This window comes from Octadecabacter sp. SW4, from assembly GCF_008065155.1.
Classification (GTDB): Bacteria; Pseudomonadota; Alphaproteobacteria; order Rhodobacterales; family Rhodobacteraceae; genus SW4.
The window spans coordinates 2,199,089-2,215,695 of the sequence record NZ_CP042819.1 but is presented as its reverse complement, the minus strand read 5'-3'; the positions used below and the strand labels follow the sequence as shown (position 1 = coordinate 2,215,695).

The window sequence follows — 16,607 nt, the reverse complement described above, 5'->3', positions numbered from 1 at the left end:
GTGCCAAGGGGACAAGCACATGGCAGACTGGGACAAGCGCACCAAAGCGGTGCACACAGGATCGCGCCGCAGCCAATATGGCGAGCTGAGCGAGGCGATATTCCTGACGCAGGGGTTCGTTTATGACAGCGCCGAGGACGCCGAGGCGCGGTTTTTGCAGGCGGGCGAGGATGAATTTATCTATGCCCGCTACGGCAACCCGACCGTGCGCATGTTCGAGGATCGGTTGGCAGCGCTGCTGGGCTACGAGGATTGCTTTGCCTGCAATTCCGGCATGTCGGCGGTCAGCGGCGCGCTGATGGCCCTGCTGAAAGCGGGCGATCACGTGGTGTCCTCGCGCGCGCTCTTCGGGTCATGCCTCTATGTGCTCGAGGATATTCTGGCGCGCTTCGGTGTTGAAATCACGCTTGTGGATGGCACCGATAACGCCGCATGGGACGCGGCCATTCGGCCTGACACGCGGCTGGTGTTTTTTGAAAGCATTTCCAATCCGACGCTGGAAGTCGTCGATATGCGCCATGTGGTAAAGGCGGCGCATAGGGTTGGCGCGCTGGTTCTGGCCGATGATGCGATGGCCACCCCGGTCTATTCCTATGCCCGCGCCTGCGGGGCGGACCTTGCGCTTGTGTCCACCACGAAACATATCGATGGGCAGGGCCGGATGCTGGGTGGTGCGATTTGCGGATCGCGCGAATTGATCCGTGGGCCGGTTGAAACCTACGTCAAACATACTGGCGGAGCGATGAACCCTTTTGCCGCCTGGACCCATCTCAAGGCCTTGGAAACGCTGGATTTGCGGGTGCGCGCGCAGGCAGGGGCGGCCGAAATGGTGGCCGATGCCCTGGCGGGGCATCCAAAACTGACGATGCTGCGCTACCCGACCCACGCGGCCCATCCGCAACAGGCGCTGGCCCTGTCGCAAGCCGATAGTGGCGGCACGGTGCTGGCATTTGAAATCGCAGGTGGGCGTGACGCCTGTTTCAGGTTTCTGAACGCCTTGGAGGTGTTCACGATCTCCAATAACTTTGCCGATGCCAAATCCATCGTGACACACCCGGCAACGACGACCCACCAGCGCCTGCCACAGGACCAAAAGGATACCTTGGGCATTTCGGGGGGGCTTGTGCGCTTGTCGGTGGGGTTGGAACACCCTGATGATTTGATTGCCGATCTGATGGCTGCACTTGACAAGGTGTGATTGCGCAGGCTTGCGTGCTAGGCTGGCGCGACCTGCGTGAAAGGCCCCGATATGACTGATCCAAAAGATGCTTTTCAGCGTAATCTAGATGATTTCGTTGGAAAACTGTCACGTGAGCGCCATATGAATGGGATCACGTCAAAGGGGGACGCCATGAACATTCACCAGCCCGATGCCGCGCGCGCACCCAGCCGCGCCGAGGCCGAGGATGCGCTTGCCCTGCTGCGCCGCTGGGCCGTTGATGCCACTGCCGAAGAGGTCGCGACCCTTGATCCGCTGGTGTCGCGCCTGATCCCCGGATCGGAATTGCCGAACTATCCCGCTTTGGCGCGCGCCTACCCCGAGGATTTTGCCGTCGATGAGGCGTATCGCGCCATGTTGCCCGATCTTCAGAATGGCCCCGCCAGTCTGATCCGCGGCGCCAAGCAGCAAATCCAGCACGTCGGAATCAGCAATTTCCGCCTGCCGATCCGCTTTCACACCCGGGACGGCGATGATCTGACGCTTGAAACCAGTGTCACCGGCACTGTCAGTCTTGAGGCGGAAAAGAAGGGCATCAACATGTCCCGCATCATGCGCACGTTCTACAAACATGCGGGCGAGACATTCAGCTTTGACGTGATCGAACGCGCGCTTGAAGCCTATAAGGCCGATCTGGACAGCTTTGATGCGCGCATACAGATGCGGTTTTCCTTTCCGATGAAGGTTCAAAGCCTGCGCTCGGGTCTGGAAGGGTTCCAGTATTACGACATTGCGCTGGTACTGATCGAACAAAAGGGTGTCGCGAAAAAGATCGTGCATCTGGATTACGTCTATTCCAGCACCTGCCCCTGTTCTTTGGAACTGTCTGAACATGCCCGCCAATATCGTGGGCAGTTGGCGACACCGCATTCGCAGCGATCCGTCGCGCGCATTTCGGTCGAACTGGAACAGGACGCACCCTGCCTCTGGTTCGAAGACCTGATCGACATTTGCCGCGCGGCCGTGCCGACTGAAACGCAAGTCATGGTCAAACGCGAAGACGAACAGGCATTCGCAGAACTGAACGCCGCCAATCCGATTTTCGTCGAGGATGCGGCGCGGTCATTTTGCGAAAAACTGCAACAGGATCAACGTATTCGCGATTTTCGCGTGGTGGCAAGCCATCAGGAAAGTCTGCACAGCCATGATGCCGTATCGGTCCTGACCGAAGGGCAGACATTCGCCGCCGACAGTCTTGATCCCAAGCTGTTCGCGACCCTGTTCCACATCGGCTAGGCCGTCAGGGCGGTTTGCAACTGCGTCAGCGTCACCGCCCCATATGCGGCATTGGCGTGCAGGATGTCCTCTTTGGGTTGCTTGTGGCGATCTTCGCGGGCCAGACGCATTGCCTCGCTGGTAAACGGTTCAGCGGTCAGGATATGTTGGGCGCGGGTGTGATCGGGTTGCGGCAGGAACGTGATCCCGGTTTGGGCCAGCATATCCGTCACCACAGAATCAAAGCGCGCCGAAAGGGCTGCGCCGTCACCTTTCTTGACGATCCGCAGGTGACCGGTGGAGAGCTTTTTGCCCCCCAGCAGCACGCGTTCGCCGGCCCGCGGCTGGCTCAGGACATAGAGCGGCAAATCGGGGGCCGCATCACGGATTTTGGTGGCAAAGCGCGCGCCCAGTGTCTTGGCAACCTCGCGCCGCAGGCAGGTATCAAACAGGCTGACCGACACAAGGCGTTCGCGCATCAGGGCCGGGTCTTCAAGCGCGGCGAGCGAGGGCAGACCAAGCCAGCGCGCATCCTTATAAAGCACCGAGGCCAGATTGAAGGTGATCTGGCAGCCTGAAATTGCCACGGCGTCAAAGGCCGCAAGGTCCACCTCGCGCAGGCCATTCAGGGACTGAAAGGTGCGTTTGGCGGCGGGCGATGTGGGGCGCAAAACACCATCCGTGATGTCGGTTTCCAAAAGCTGGGACTTGTGTGCGCCGACGAATGTGATGTCGATATCAGGCCAGGCATCGGGGCTGTCGCGCAGGGCAAACTTCTGCGCGGCAAGATGCGAATTGCCGAAGATGGCGATGCGTTTCGTCATTTGGCAAAAGCATCCAGCAGCAGTTCGTCGCAAAACAGATCGTCGTCTTCGTCGTCTTCCCTTTGCGAGGCAGGCGCGTTGGTGACGGGGTGCGGCGCAAGCCCGTGTGCGGCCAAAAACAGCTGCATCACCTGCGCCACACCCTCGGGGCGCACGGTGCGTTTGTTGTCGCCAAACCACGGCCCGCCCAAAGCGTGCGAGGTAATGATTTCAAACGATGGGAAATAATCGACATCCTCGAAACCGGCCATGGCCTCGCCTGCGGCGGCGCGCAGAACGGCTTTGGAATAGGTCGTGGCAGGCACCACATGGGTCTGCGAGGCGGTCGCCGTCAATGGAACGGGCGAGACCGTCAACAACAGCCGCATCGCGGGATTAAAGCCCAGCAGCAGGTCACGCATGCGGATCAGATCGGCCAGCACCTCGGCGTGGGTAAAGTTGCGAAAACCGTGGGCACTGGCATCGAATGTGCCCGCGACCGTGCCTGGACACATCGGGAAGACACGTTTGGTTTCAATGTCTTCCCAACATTCGGTCAGGCCAAGGGTAAAGATGAACACATCCGCCTTGCGCAGCATCTGTGCGGTGCGTTCAAGGTGGTAGTCGCGGTGAAACAGAACCTCTTGGGCGGTGTCCAGTCCTTCAGGTTCGACGGTGGGGCGAAAGGCATCGACAAAACGCCCGCCCTTGGCCCAGACGAACCGTGGATCGGGTGCGCCATCGGTCATCTCCTGCAGCAGTTGCACCATCTGACGGGCGGTGTAGATATTGCCATAACGCCCTGAAAACAGGCCATATCCAAAGGTCTTGCAGATATTTTTGTCCATCGTCACCGGGCGCGGTTCGGCATCAAGCACGTTGACACCCGCGCCGCGCAAGGCCTGCGCGATGTGCTGGGCAAAGCAGCTTCCCGCGGTGGCGACCCGCGTTTCCGCTGTCACCGGGAATTTCGGGACATGCAGGTGTTCAAGCCCGCCCGCCGCCGTGCCGGTGCGCCAGAATGCCCGTTGCGGCAGGTTTTCATAAGGGTGCGACACGCTGTTCTCCCGGGGTGGCAAATCTGCCCCTGTTGGTGAAATTACCATTGAAATTCAGGTGGGTCCAGCTTGGGGCGGAGGGCATATGGCGCGACGCGCTTGACAGCCATGCGCGGGCAGGCCAACCCTGCGCCATGTTCGATCTACGCCCCGTGGGATATGTCATTGGCTTGCTGGTCTGCGCCCTTGGGGTGACGATGCTGGCCCCTTTGCTTGCCGATCTGGTCGCGGGCAACGGGCATTGGCCCGCATTTCTGGAAAGCGCGGTGATCACGATCCTGAGCGGCGGTTTTATCGCGCTTTCTTGTGCCAATGGCGTGTCCTCGGGGCTTAGTATCCGACAGACCTTTATGCTGACGACGCTGGTGTGGTTCACATTGCCGCTATTCGGGTCGCTGCCCTTTATGCTTGGCGCGACCGAGGCAAGCTTTACCGATGCCTTTTTCGAAGCCATGTCGGGGCTGACCACGACCGGATCAACGGTGATTGTCGGGCTTGACGATTTGCCTGACGGGCTGAAGCTGTGGCGCGGGGTTTTGCAGTGGTTGGGCGGTATCGGCATCATTGTTGTGGCGATGGTGTTCCTGCCCGAACTGCGGGTTGGGGGGATGCAGATTTTCCGGTCTGAATCCTTTGATACAATGGGAAAAATCCTGCCCCGCGCGACCGAGATTTCCAGCAATATATCGGTGATCTATGTCGGGATTACGCTGGCTGCCGCGCTGGCCTATGCGGCCACGGGGATGAATGCCTTTGATGCGCTTGTGCATGCGATGACGACCGTGGCGACGGGCGGGATGGCCAATTACGACAGCTCCTTCGCGCAATTCGGGGCGGGCACGCTTTATGTGGCATCTGTCTTCATGATCCTTTCTGCGTTGCCTTTTGTGCGGTATGTGCAACTGATTTCCGGCACGGCCAAGCCGCTGTTTCAAGACAGCCAGATCAGGGTTTTCTTCGCCACAATCGCAGTGATTGTGACCGTCATGACGCTGTTCTTGTGGCGAAACTTTCACGGATTCGAGGAAATCGCCTTTCGCGAGGCCTTGTTCAACGTGGTCTCGATCATGACCGGCACGGGGTATAGCAGCACGGATTACATGGCCTGGGGGTCATTTGCTGTGGTGGTGTTCTTTTTCATTGGCTTGATTGGCGGATGCGCCGGATCGACTGCCTGTTCGATCAAGGTGTTCCGCTATCAGTTGCTGTTCACCTCGATCAAGGCGCAGGTGCGCAGGATCCACTCGCCGCATGGGATGTTCACGCCGCGCTATGATGGTCGCCCCGTCAGCGAGGATGTGTTGAATTCGGTCATGGCATTCTTTGTGGCCTTCCTTGTGTCGATGGGCGCGGTGGCGGTGCTGTTGGGGCTGACGGGCCTTGATTTCATCACCTCGATTTCGGGCGCGGCCACGGCGCTGGCCAATGTTGGCCCCGGATTGGGCAATGAAATCGGGCCAGCGGGAAATTTTGCCGGATTGAATGATGCAGCAAAATGGATTTTGTCAATTGCGATGCTGGTCGGGCGGTTGGAAATCATGGTCGTCTTTACCATGCTGACCTGGCAGTTCTGGAGGGTCTGATGTCTGAACGTCCGCTTGGCGCGCAAATTTCGCATATGCTGAAATCCCGTGGCGTGGATGTCATTTTCGGCATTCCGGGCGTCCACAACCAAGAGATGTATCGCGGCATCGAGGAAGCGGGGATCACTCATATCCTTGCGCGCCACGAACAGGGCGCGGGGTTCATGGCCGATGGCTATGCCCGTGCAAGCGGCAAACCGGGCGTGGCCTATGTGATCACGGGGCCCGGGCTGTGCAACATCATGACGCCGATGGGGCAGGCCTATTCTGATTCTGTGCCGATGCTTGTGATCTCGAGCTGTCTGGATGAGACGGCGGCACGTCGTGGACAGCTGCACCAGATGCGCGACCAGCGCGCGGCGGCGGCGATGGTCTGCGACTGGTCGGAGGAGGCGCGCAGCCCGCAAGCGGCCTATCAGCTGATCGACCGTGCCTTGGTCGAGTTCGAGACGCAGCGCGCACGCCCGAAACATATTCAGGTGCCGATCGGCGCTTTGGTGGCCGCAGCCCCGCCGCCGCCTCCGCCAAGCCATACGGACATGTTGGGCACGCCGGAATGGGACGGTCACGCGGTCAGAAAAATCGCATTGGCACTGCGGCAGTCGAAACATCCACTGTTTGTACTCGGCGGCGGCGCGGTCGAGGGCGGCACGCTGTGGGACAAGCTGTTGCACGCGACAGGCGCTGCGGTTTTCACCAGTTATGCGGGGCGCGGATGTGTGTCGCCAGACTATCCGCTTTCTTTTGGCTCCTATCTGGCGCGGCCTGACACGCCAGAGGTTTTTGCACAGGCCGATCTGGTTATCGTGGTGGGCAGCGAACTGGCGGAGGTTGACCTGTGGAAAGACCATCTGGGCCATAACTGTCCGATGATCCGTGTCGACATCGATCCTGCAACGCTGATTTCCGATGGCCACCCTGCGAGCGAGCAGCATATTGGCGATGCCTATCGGACGTTTGAAGCGGTCTATTCAGAACTTGCGGATCATAGGGCGCGGACACATTGGAACCCAGATCAGGTAGCCGCCATCCGTGCGCGGTGGCGGGCTCAGACAGACGCGGAGCGGCCCGGCATCGTGCCCGTGTGCGACGCGCTGCGCGCGGCGGTGCCCCCGGACACGATGATCTACTCCGACATGACCCAATTTGCCTATGTCGCCAAGGAAGTCTGGGACATGGACCGCCCTGGTCATTGGCACCACCCCTACGGCTTTGGAACCCTGGGTTATGCGCTGCCCGCGGCCATTGGCGGCGCGGTGGCGCGCAAGGGGCGGCCCACGGTGGCCATCGCCGGTGACTATGGGTTCCAGTTCACGGTGCAGGAACTGGGGGCGGCAGTAGAACTGGGCCTGCCCCTGCCGATCATCATCTGGGACAATGGCAAGCTGGGCGAGATCGAGGATGGCATGGTGCGCGCGCAGATCGCGCCAAATGCCGTTGTTCAGCGCAACCCCGATTTTATCATGCTCGCCAAGGCATACGGGGCCTATGCGGCCGCGCCCGAATCACTGGATGCCCTGCAAAAGGATGTGAAACAGGCGCTGACCGCAGACCGGCCAACGGTTATTCATGTGCGATCAGATATCGTTGCGGGGTAGGGTGGGGGGCGACCCAAGTTGCGTTTTTAGTCGTCCCAGCAGCTAACCAGCACGGTCACATCGGCTGCCATCAGTGTCATGATTTCCGGCGTCATATAGGCGACAGTATCGGTTGTTTGCGGGCTGATTTCGGCAGTCTGCAAGGAGGCGATGATCTGGTCGGCATCGACGGCAAAGCCCACCTCGGGGGGGAGGATCTGGCCGTTCACCGGCACCCTGGGCAACAGCATCCCCAGCACCGCGCCGCCGGCATCAAAGACCGGCCCGCCCGCGTCACCCGGTTGGGTGTGAATCGCAAGGCGTTTGATCGTGTCTTCGCCGTTCAGCCCGCGAATATCGGCCAATGTGCCAAACGTCAGCGACGGGGCCGACAGCACCCCACCATAAGGGAAACCGGCCACGGCCACCTCTGACGTGATACGCGGCACCCGGGTTTGAAGGGCCGCGACCTGCACCGGTGCAAGGGGCGTGTCAGGGCGCAACACCGCGATCCCAAGTGCGTCGTCGCGATGCACGACCGCCGCGTCATACTCGGCGTTGATGGTGATCGACGCACAGTCATCCACGGCCTCGGTTGTGGTCAGCACATCGCCGCGCGCGTCGATGAAGAAACCGGAACGGGCCAGACGGGGCTTGCGAACCTGCAAGCCCGCGATCAGGTCAATCGCCTGTTCTTCATCAGGGGTGGCGATGGCGGGGTCCAGAACCCCGTCGACCGTAGTAAAGCTGGCCTTCATTTCGTCCAGGATGCGCGTGCGGCGGTCTTCGTCACCTGCGGGCCAGATCAGGCTAAAGCCCTTGATCTGCCCGTTTTCCAGCCGCGCAAAGGTATAGGATGCGATTTTGTCGTCCATGCCATTGATTTCAAACGCGCGATCAGCGCGGTTGCGCGCCCCCTCAGCGGGGATGATCGCCAAGGTTTGCAGGATTTCGTAAAGGCCGAACAGGCGTGTCTGGTCGCCTTCCTGCGAGATCAGCAAGACGCGGGCGTCAATGTCACCGATTGGATCAAACCGCGCGAAGGGCGGTTCGTATTCGGCAAATTCAACCACGCCCGTAGGGATGCTGATTTCGATACCGGTGGCATCGTCACGCAGGGTTTGCAGGTTCATTCCGTCAAGGACCGCGTTGTAATCATTCAGCAGGTCGGCCCTTTGTTGGGTGGTCAACACGCCGGTGACCTCGACATTTCTGGAGTCCTGCCATGCGGACATCGCCGCGCGGGTGCCACGGCCAAACGCCCCGTCAATCGCCGCGTCGTAGAAACCGGCCCATTTCAGGGCGATTTGCAGCTGTTGCTTTGCCTCGCGATCAAGTTGGGCTTCGCTGGCGCGCGCCTCGCCAAGGGTTTCATCGGGGGCGGGAATGGGATTGGGTTCAACCTCGGGTGCGATCACGTCGGCGACCTCGGCGTCTTGATCCGCCGTTGCCGTGTCGCGCGCAGCGTCACTGCCCGGGATCGGTTGCGCCGTGGTTGGCGCGCCGACGCCGACGGGCCAGAACTGTTGCTGAAAGCGGCTGCCATCGGCGATAAAGCTGTCCTGAGGGATCACACCGGCATTGCGCAGGTCGCGCAGCACGGTTTCGGCGTCTTGTGGCGTGTAGGGACCAAGGGCAATGCCATACCAGCCCGACCCAAGGTAGTAGCCGTTCACGTTCTCGAGACGGCCCGCATAGACACGGACGCGGTCCTGCGCGCCGCTCAGGGTCGGTTCGGCCTCGACCTGGACCCAGACGATTTCCTGTGCGTATGCGCCGCTGGAAATGAATGAAGTGAATAAAAGCGCTGAAAGTGCCGTTCTCATAGCCGTCCCGAACCCGTCAAATCTGGTGTCAACTGCCCCGCACGCGGAGGATTACCATGAACATTAACAGACCACTGCGCGGGTGCATCAAGATTTTCGACAGCCTTGGCGGTCTGGATTCCAGCGCTGTCTGATTGACCCGCGCCGCCCGCGCGCCTATTGAACGCGCAAAGCTTTGACGAGGGCGGATATGGCCGACAAACCACGCAGTTTCCAAGAGATCATCCTGCGGCTGCAAACCTATTGGGCCGCCAAGGGCTGCGCGATCCTGCAACCCTACGACATGGAGGTCGGGGCAGGGACGTTTCACCCTGCAACGACCCTGCGGTCCCTGGGGTCAAGACCCTGGGCGGCTGCCTATGTGCAGCCTTCACGCCGGCCCACGGACGGGCGCTATGGTGAAAATCCGAACCGCCTGCAGCATTACTATCAATTCCAGGTGCTGATCAAACCCAGCCCGCCGGATTTGCAGGACCTTTATCTTGGGTCTTTGCAGGCGATCGGCATTGATGCGGCGCTGCACGACATTCGTTTTGTCGAAGACGATTGGGAGTCGCCAACCTTGGGGGCCTGGGGCCTTGGCTGGGAGGTGTGGTGCGACGGTATGGAAGTCAGCCAGTTCACCTATTTCCAGCAGGTTGGTGGCCACGATTGCCACCCGGTATCGGGCGAATTGACCTATGGGTTGGAACGTTTGGCGATGTATGTGCTGGGTGTGGATCATGTCATGGACATGCCGTTCAATGACCCCGACGCGCCTATCGCCCTGAAATACGGTGATGTTTTCCTGCAAACCGAACAGGAATATGCGCGCTGGAACTTTGATGTGGCCGATACGGACACGCTGTTGCGCCACTTCGAGGACGCCGAGGCCGAATGTCAGCGTATTCTGGATACGCCCGCCGTTGACCCGAAAACCGGCGCAAAAATCATCATGGCGCACCCTGCCTATGATCAGGCGATCAAGGCGTCGCATTTATTCAACCTTTTGGACGCGCGCGGTGTGATTTCGGTCACCGAACGCCAGGCCTATATCGGGCGGGTGCGCGCGCTGACCAAGCTGTGTGCCGATGCCTTTGTGCAAACTGACGCCGGAGGAGCCGCCGCATGACCCCGATCCGTATCGCAATTCTAGGGCTGTTCGCGACGGCCTTTATCGCTGGCTTTGCCATCTATTACCTTCAGGTCTATGCCTATTATGACGAGGTCACGGTAGAGGATGTTGGAGAAGTGCAACTTACCTCAGTGGAATTTGGCGCGCCTGCACCCATTTTGTTCGAAAACTTCAAGGCGATTGATAGCAACAGCAGCCCGATCCGGTTCCGTTCCTGCTTTGAAACGCCGCTGTCGCAGGACATGTTGCAGGAAACCTACGAGGTTCTGGAGGATGCGGCCCCGCTGGTCGCACCATCGTGGTTTGATTGTTTTGACGCCCGCGAAATTGGTGAAGCCCTTGAGAGCGGCGAAGCGATTGCCTTTATGGGCGTCGAGAACATCACCTTCGGGATTGACCGGGTTGTCGCGATCATGCCTGACGGGCGCGGTTTTTCGTGGCACCAGATCAATATCTGCGGCGAAAACGTATTTGACGGCAATCCGGCCCCCGAAGGCTGCCCACCTGTGCCGGAAAGGGGCGAGTAATGCCTGATCTATTGATTGAGCTGTTCTCCGAGGAAATTCCAGCGCGGATGCAGGCCAAAGCCGCTGCCGATCTGCAAAAGCTGGTCACGGACGGGTTGGTTGATGCGGGCCTGACCTATGCCGGGGCGGCCGCGTTTCACACGCCGCGCCGCCTGACCCTGTCGATCAACGGGCTGAGCGGCGAAAGCCCTGACACCCGCGAAGAACGCAAAGGCCCCAAGGTGGGCGCGCCCGATCAGGCGATTGACGGGTTTTTGCGCGGCGCTGGCGTTGCGCGCGAAGACCTTGACGTGCGCGACGACAAAAAGGGGCAGGTCTATTTCGCGGTGATCGCCAAAAAAGGCCGCAAGGCTGATGCGATTGTTGCCGAAGTTCTGGACACCACGATCCGCAGTTTCCCTTGGCCGAAATCAATGCGCTGGGGTGCGGGCAGTCTGCGCTGGGTGCGCCCGCTCCATTCCATCCTGTGTATCCTCAGCGACGAGGCGGGCGCGCAGGTGGTGCCGTTGGACGTGGACGGGATTGTGGCGGGCAACACCACGCGCGGGCATCGGTTCATGGGGCCGGATGCGTTTAGCGTCACGGGTTTTGACGACTACGAGGCCAAGCTGAAACGGGCCAATGTGATCCTGCGCGCCGATGAACGTGCCGAGATGATCTGGCACGAAGCCACCAATCAGGCCTTCGCCCAAGGGCTTGAGGTGGTCGACGACAAAAGCCTGCTGGCCGAGGTCGCCGGGCTGGTGGAATGGCCCGTGGTCTTGCTGGGTGAAATCGGCCAGGACTACTTGAACTTGCCGCCGCAAGTCCTTCAAACTTCTATGAAAGAGCATCAGAAATTCTTTTCGGTGCGCAATGGCAAAACCGGCCGGATCGAGAAATTCGTGACCGTCGCCAACATCGAGACAGCCGATCAGGGCGCGACCATTCTGGCGGGCAACCAAAAGGTGTTGTCGGCCCGTCTTGCGGACGCCAAGTTCTTCTGGGAGAACGATCTTCGGGTGGCCAAGGATGGCATGAAGATATGGCTGCAATCCCTTGAAAACGTGACGTTTCACAACAAACTGGGTTCACAGGCTGCGCGGATTGAACGCATCGCCGCGCTGGCCAAGGATATCGCGCCGCTGGTCAAAGCTGATGCTGCGCTGGCCGAAAAGGCAGCGCGCGTTGCCAAGGCTGACCTGTCATCCGAAATGGTCTATGAATTCCCTGAACTTCAAGGACTTATGGGGCGTTATTATAGTGCCGAGGCAGGGCTTGATCCGGCGGTGGCAGCGGCCTGCGAGGAACATTATTCCCCGCTTGGCCCCACTGACGATGTGCCAATCGCACCCGTTTCGGTGGCCGTGGCGCTGGCCGACAAGATCGACCTGCTTACAGGGTTCTGGGCGATTGATGAAAAACCTACGGGGAGCAAAGACCCCTTTGCGCTGCGCCGGGCGGCGTTGGGGGTGATCCGGCTGGTGCTTGCCAATGACGTCCGCACGCGTCTTGATCAATCGATCGATGCGCAACTGGTGCGGCACAAGATTGCGATCAACGGCAATGCCCTTGATGCGGGCGAACTGGATGGGTTGAACGCATTACTGCAAGAGATCGCGGAACATGGCGTTTTCGGAGCGGCAATCGACGCGGTGCACGACCAGCTCAGTAAGAAGTCAAAGGCCGTCGCCGATAAGATCCCGGATGTGTCCAGCGATCTTCTCGCCTTCTTCCACGACCGCCTCAAGGTGTTCCTGCGCGATGAAGGCATTCGCCACGATGTCATCGACGCCTGCCTTGCGATGCCGGCCAATGACGACCTGACGTTGCTGGTTAACCGGGCCCGTGCCTTGCAGGCCTTTCTGCAAACCGATGACGGTGAAAACCTGTTGCAGGGCTTCAAACGTGCCAACAACATCCTCACCCAAGCCGAGGAAAAGGATGGGGTAGAGTATTCGTTCGGCGCGGATGTGAAATTTGCAGAAGACCCCAGTGAAAAGGCGCTGTTTGCCGCCCTGGATAAAGCCGAGAAAACCATCACTCCGGCGATGGAGGCCGAGGATTTCGGCGCTGCCATGACGGCGATGGCGGCCTTGCGCGCGCCGATCGATGCGTTCTTTACCGATGTGCAGGTCAATGCCGACAGTTCGGTGGTGCGGCGCAATCGGTTGAACCTTCTTAACCAAATTCGCACGATTTGCCTTGGTGTGGCCGATTTGACGGTGGTCGAGGGCTAGGTTTCCCTTGTGATAGGGCGCGGCAAGTCTATGCTGCGCCCACACAAAGCAGGTGCCGCAGTGCAGAAAATCGTAACTCTCAAAGAAGTGACGCTGATCACCCCGACCGCATCAATGGATGCGACGGTGCATGGCGGGCGCGCGAAATGCCTGCAACGGTTGGTGTGTCTTGAAATGCCGGTGCCCACGACGGTTGCGATTTCGTTTCAGGCGGTGCACGGGATTGCAACGGGGCGGATGCCCAATGTGTCCGCGATCCTGTCGCATTTTGGTGAAGCGCCGCTGGTATCCGTGCGCCCCAGTAGCCAGGACCCTGATTGGGGCGGGCCGGGTGCGATCCTCAATATCGGTATGAATGACGCACGCTTTGACGCCATGTGCGAGACGATGGGCGAGGCGGCGGCGGCAGCAGTTTATATGCGCTTTATCCAGTGCTACGCTGAACATGTGGCCCGTCTGGACCCTGAATCGTTTCATATGCCCGACACGCCCAGCGGCGAAACCCTGCACGCGTTTCTGGCCACCTACGAGGCCGAAACCGACGAGGAATTCCCGCAAGACCCGCAAGAGCAGTTGGCCGAGGTGTTGCGCAGCATGGCGCGCACCTGGGAAGGCACGACCGCGCGATTGCTGCGCCAAGCTAAGGGCGCGCCTGCGGATGCGGGCCTTGGGCTGGTGGTGCAGGCGATGGCGCTTGGGGTTGGTGCGGGGGAATGTGGTGCGGGTGTTGTCCAGTTCGTCGATGCCACAACGGGCGCGCCCAGCCTGATCGGCCGCTATCAAAGTCAGGCGCAGGGCCGCGATGCCCTGCATGACAACAAGCGCGCGATTTATCTGACCAAGGACAAGCGCGGCGCGGCGCTGGAAGATATCTGCCCGGATGCCTTTGCCGAACTCATCCGTATTGGCGGCTTGGCGCGCAAGCATTTACGCGAAGAAATGCAGATCGAATTCACCATACAGAACGGGAAACTCCATATTCTGGACGGTGTGCGCGTGCAGCGGTCGTCGCGCGCAGTGGTGCGGGTGGCGGTTGATCTGGCCAATGATGGCGTGATCCCGCGTGAAGAGGCGGTGATGCGCGTGCCGCCTTCGGCCCTGTCGGAGATGCTGCACCGTCAGGTGGACCCGCGCGCCAGCCGCGACCTGATCGTGCGCGGGATTGCCGCCAGTCCCGGTGCCGCCACAGGGCGGATCGTGTTTTCTTCAAACGAGGCGCAGGCCAGCGCCGCGCGGGGCGAGGCCTGCATTCTGGTGCGCCGCGAAACCACGCCCGAGGATATTCGCGGGATGCACGCGGCCAACGGTGTGCTGACAATGCGCGGCGGTGTCACCAGCCATGCGGCGGTGATTGGTCGCGGGCTGGGGTTGCCTTGTGTCGTGGGCGCGTCCGATCTGGAAATCAACGCCAAGAAACACGCGATCATCACCCCGGACGGGCGCAGTTTTGTCGAAGGCGATGTGATCACTGTTGATGGCACGACGGGCGATATTCTGGCCGGTGAACCTGCCATGCTCGAGGCCGCTTTGGATGAATGGTTCCGCACGCTGCTGACCTGGGCCGAGGAATTTTGCGATATCGGCATTCGCGCCAATGCCGACACCCCCGCCGATGCCCAGACCGCCCGCAATTTCGACGCGCAGGGTATCGGTTTGTGCCGCACCGAGCACATGTTCTTTGAAGGCGACCGTCTGGGTGTCATGCGCGAGATGATCTTTGCCGACGATGCCGATGATCGCCGCGAGGTGCTTGAACGCCTCTTGCCCATGCAGCGCAGCGATTTTGTCGAGTTGTTCAAGATCATGCAGGGGCTGCCGGTGTGCATTCGCCTGTTTGATCCGCCGCTGCACGAGTTTTTGCCCTCAGACAAGGCCGGGATGCGCGATCTGGCCGAGGGGCTGGATTTGCATCTGTCCGAGGTCATGGCCCGCGTCGCGGCCCTTGAGGAATATAATCCCATGCTGGGGATGCGGGGCGTGCGTCTGGGCATCAGCGTCCCCGAGATTTACGACATGCAGGCCCGCGCCATTTTCGAAGCCACCGTCGTGGCATCGCGCAAGGGTGATCCCGTCGCGCCCGAGGTGATGATCCCGCTGGTGAGTGCGGTGCGCGAGGTTGAACTGGTCAAGACGCGGATTGATGCGGTGGCCGCCGCCGTCAAGGCCGAAACCGGCGTCGATTTCAGCTATCGTCTGGGCGTCATGGTCGAAACGCCCCGCGCGGCCCTGCGCGCCGAGGATATCGCCCAGCACGCGGCCTTTATGTCATTTGGCACCAACGATCTGACCCAGATGACTTATGGGTTGTCGCGCGACGATGCGGGGCGGTTCATGTCGTCCTACGTGCGCCAAGGCGTTTACGCCGAAGATCCGTTTCATACACTTGATGTCGAAGGGGTCGGAGAGTTGCTGTCGATTGGCGCCGAGCGGGGGCGCAAGGGCAACGAAAACATCGTTCTGTCGATCTGCGGCGAACATGGCGGAAGCCGTGCCGCGATCGCGTTTTGCCGGGCGCGCGGGTTCGATTATGTCTCTTGTTCACCGTTTCGTGTGCCCGTTGCGCGGTTATCCGCCGCTCAACTCGCTATTTCCAAACCGGAAACAATCTAGGGATAGGGGCGATTTACGCTTTTATTTCTATGTGTTGTGTGCGTTTTCGGACCCGTTGCCATTGTGCATCGGTTGTGGCGGAGCACCGCACCTGCATGGGTGGACCGTTGCCACATTTTCGCCTAGATGCCCCCTGCCTGTGCGGGGCTGGACCGCATGGAACTCTGGGTTTGGGATATGCGGATTGTATTGGGACGATTGACACGCGCGGCTGGATTGGCCGCATTGGTTGCACTGGCAGCGGTAAGCGCGCAGGCCGAGCCTCTGCTCGAAAGCCGTCTTGGCGCTGTGCTTGGACAAGAGCGCGAGGCGCTTCGTGTTGTGCCATCGTCGCGCATGACAGCCCTGACATCGCCACCTCCCGCCGAAGCCCGCAATATCGCCGTTGGTCCGGCGTCGATCACTTATGATCGCGCTTTTCTGGCCGCCCAGCCCCGCGCCAGCGGTGGTGCCGAATGGGAATGCCTGACCGAAGCGCTGTATTTCGAGGCGCGTGGCGAAAGCGTGCGCGGCATTTTCGCCGTTGCCGAAGTCATCTTGAACCGTGTCGATAGCAGTGTATTCCCGAGTTCGATCTGTAGTGTCGTTAATCAGGGCACCGGCCGTCGGTTTGCCTGCCAGTTCAGCTATACCTGTGATGGCCGTCCCGAAAGGGTCTCCGAACCTGCCGCATGGGCACGTGTTGGCAAGGTCGCGCGTCTGATGGTTGACGGGGCGCCACGTGATTTGACCGGTGGCGCGACCTATTACCATACCAAGGCCGTGAACCCGTCATGGGCGCGCCGTTTCCCGCGCACGGCCAGCATCGGGGCGCATTATTTCTATCGCCCGGACACCCGCACCGCGTCCAACTAGT

At 60.4% G+C, this 16,607-nt stretch carries 12 protein-coding genes; 9 read left to right on the top strand and 3 right to left on the bottom strand.

From position 1 onward, the window contains the following. Positions 1 to 19 precede the first annotated feature (19 nt). Positions 20 to 1,198, top strand: coding sequence for an aminotransferase class V-fold PLP-dependent enzyme (locus FTO60_RS10860; RefSeq protein ID WP_148055976.1), 1,179 nt, complete (start codon positions 20 to 22; stop codon positions 1,196 to 1,198). Positions 1,199 to 1,351: 153 nt separating this feature from the next. Beyond that, on the top strand, positions 1,352 to 2,455 hold the full coding sequence (folE2, locus tag FTO60_RS10855) for a GTP cyclohydrolase FolE2 (protein WP_148055975.1): 1,104 nt from the start codon (positions 1,352 to 1,354) through the stop codon (positions 2,453 to 2,455). Here folE2 and FTO60_RS10850 read toward each other — a convergent pair. Next, positions 2,452 to 3,258 (bottom strand): hypothetical protein, encoded by an 807-nt coding sequence (locus FTO60_RS10850; protein ID WP_148055974.1) that lies wholly within the window; start codon positions 3,256 to 3,258, stop codon positions 2,452 to 2,454. The genes folE2 and FTO60_RS10850 overlap by 4 nt on opposite strands. After that, entirely contained in the window at positions 3,255 to 4,295 is a 1,041-nt protein-coding gene (locus FTO60_RS10845; protein WP_148055973.1) for a GSCFA domain-containing protein, read from the bottom strand. The genes FTO60_RS10850 and FTO60_RS10845 overlap by 4 nt, the downstream gene beginning before the upstream one ends. A 134-nt stretch (positions 4,296 to 4,429) precedes the next feature. Between FTO60_RS10845 and FTO60_RS10840 the strand changes: the two genes are divergently transcribed. Further along, positions 4,430 to 5,878, top strand: a complete 1,449-nt coding sequence (locus FTO60_RS10840; protein ID WP_148055972.1) for a TrkH family potassium uptake protein — start codon at positions 4,430 to 4,432, stop codon at positions 5,876 to 5,878. Next, positions 5,878 to 7,476: a thiamine pyrophosphate-binding protein gene (locus FTO60_RS10835; protein WP_148055971.1), complete on the top strand. Its 1,599-nt coding sequence runs from the start codon at positions 5,878 to 5,880 to the stop codon at positions 7,474 to 7,476. Before FTO60_RS10840 ends, FTO60_RS10835 begins: the two co-directional genes overlap by 1 nt. Before the next feature lie 26 nt (positions 7,477 to 7,502). Here FTO60_RS10835 and FTO60_RS10830 read toward each other — a convergent pair whose 3' ends face one another. Next, positions 7,503 to 9,281: a serine protease gene (locus FTO60_RS10830; protein ID WP_148055970.1), complete on the bottom strand. Its 1,779-nt coding sequence runs from the start codon at positions 9,279 to 9,281 to the stop codon at positions 7,503 to 7,505. Positions 9,282 to 9,471: 190 nt separating this feature from the next. On the opposite strand from FTO60_RS10830, the gene FTO60_RS10825 reads away from it, so the two are divergent. The 5 genes from FTO60_RS10825 (at position 9,472) to FTO60_RS10805 (ending at position 16,606) form a co-directional block, all read left to right on the top strand. Continuing rightward, complete coding sequence (locus FTO60_RS10825) at positions 9,472 to 10,392, top strand: glycine--tRNA ligase subunit alpha (RefSeq protein ID WP_148055969.1); 921 nt, start codon at positions 9,472 to 9,474, stop codon at positions 10,390 to 10,392. Continuing rightward, positions 10,389 to 10,922 (top strand): DUF6446 family protein, encoded by a 534-nt coding sequence (locus tag FTO60_RS10820; RefSeq protein WP_148055968.1) that lies wholly within the window; start codon positions 10,389 to 10,391, stop codon positions 10,920 to 10,922. Before FTO60_RS10825 ends, FTO60_RS10820 begins: the two co-directional genes overlap by 4 nt. Further along, a complete protein-coding gene (gene glyS, locus FTO60_RS10815; RefSeq protein ID WP_148055967.1) occupies positions 10,922 to 13,141 on the top strand; it encodes a glycine--tRNA ligase subunit beta in 2,220 nt (739 codons plus the stop codon). The genes FTO60_RS10820 and glyS overlap by 1 nt, the downstream gene beginning before the upstream one ends. Positions 13,142 to 13,171: 30 nt before the next feature. Further along, positions 13,172 to 15,751, top strand: a complete 2,580-nt coding sequence (locus tag FTO60_RS10810; protein ID WP_148055966.1) for a putative PEP-binding protein — start codon at positions 13,172 to 13,174, stop codon at positions 15,749 to 15,751. Between the two features lie 177 nt (positions 15,752 to 15,928). Next, on the top strand, positions 15,929 to 16,606 hold the full coding sequence (locus tag FTO60_RS10805; RefSeq protein WP_148057129.1) for a cell wall hydrolase: 678 nt from the start codon (positions 15,929 to 15,931) through the stop codon (positions 16,604 to 16,606). Position 16,607: the final 1 nt, after the last annotated feature.

Coding starts and splice junctions, on each gene's coding strand:
- FTO60_RS10860 (WP_148055976.1), top strand. CDS start 20: ATGGCAGACTGGGACAAGCGCACCAAAGCGGTGCACACAGGATCGCGC.
- folE2 (WP_148055975.1), top strand. CDS start 1,352: ATGAACATTCACCAGCCCGATGCCGCGCGCGCACCCAGCCGCGCCGAG.
- FTO60_RS10850 (WP_148055974.1), bottom strand. CDS start 3,258: ATGACGAAACGCATCGCCATCTTCGGCAATTCGCATCTTGCCGCGCAG.
- FTO60_RS10840 (WP_148055972.1), top strand. CDS start 4,430: ATGTTCGATCTACGCCCCGTGGGATATGTCATTGGCTTGCTGGTCTGC.
- FTO60_RS10835 (WP_148055971.1), top strand. CDS start 5,878: ATGTCTGAACGTCCGCTTGGCGCGCAAATTTCGCATATGCTGAAATCC.
- FTO60_RS10830 (WP_148055970.1), bottom strand. CDS start 9,281: ATGAGAACGGCACTTTCAGCGCTTTTATTCACTTCATTCATTTCCAGC.
- FTO60_RS10825 (WP_148055969.1), top strand. CDS start 9,472: ATGGCCGACAAACCACGCAGTTTCCAAGAGATCATCCTGCGGCTGCAA.
- FTO60_RS10820 (WP_148055968.1), top strand. CDS start 10,389: ATGACCCCGATCCGTATCGCAATTCTAGGGCTGTTCGCGACGGCCTTT.
- glyS (WP_148055967.1), top strand. CDS start 10,922: ATGCCTGATCTATTGATTGAGCTGTTCTCCGAGGAAATTCCAGCGCGG.
- FTO60_RS10810 (WP_148055966.1), top strand. CDS start 13,172: ATGCTGCGCCCACACAAAGCAGGTGCCGCAGTGCAGAAAATCGTAACT.
- FTO60_RS10805 (WP_148057129.1), top strand. CDS start 15,929: ATGCGGATTGTATTGGGACGATTGACACGCGCGGCTGGATTGGCCGCA.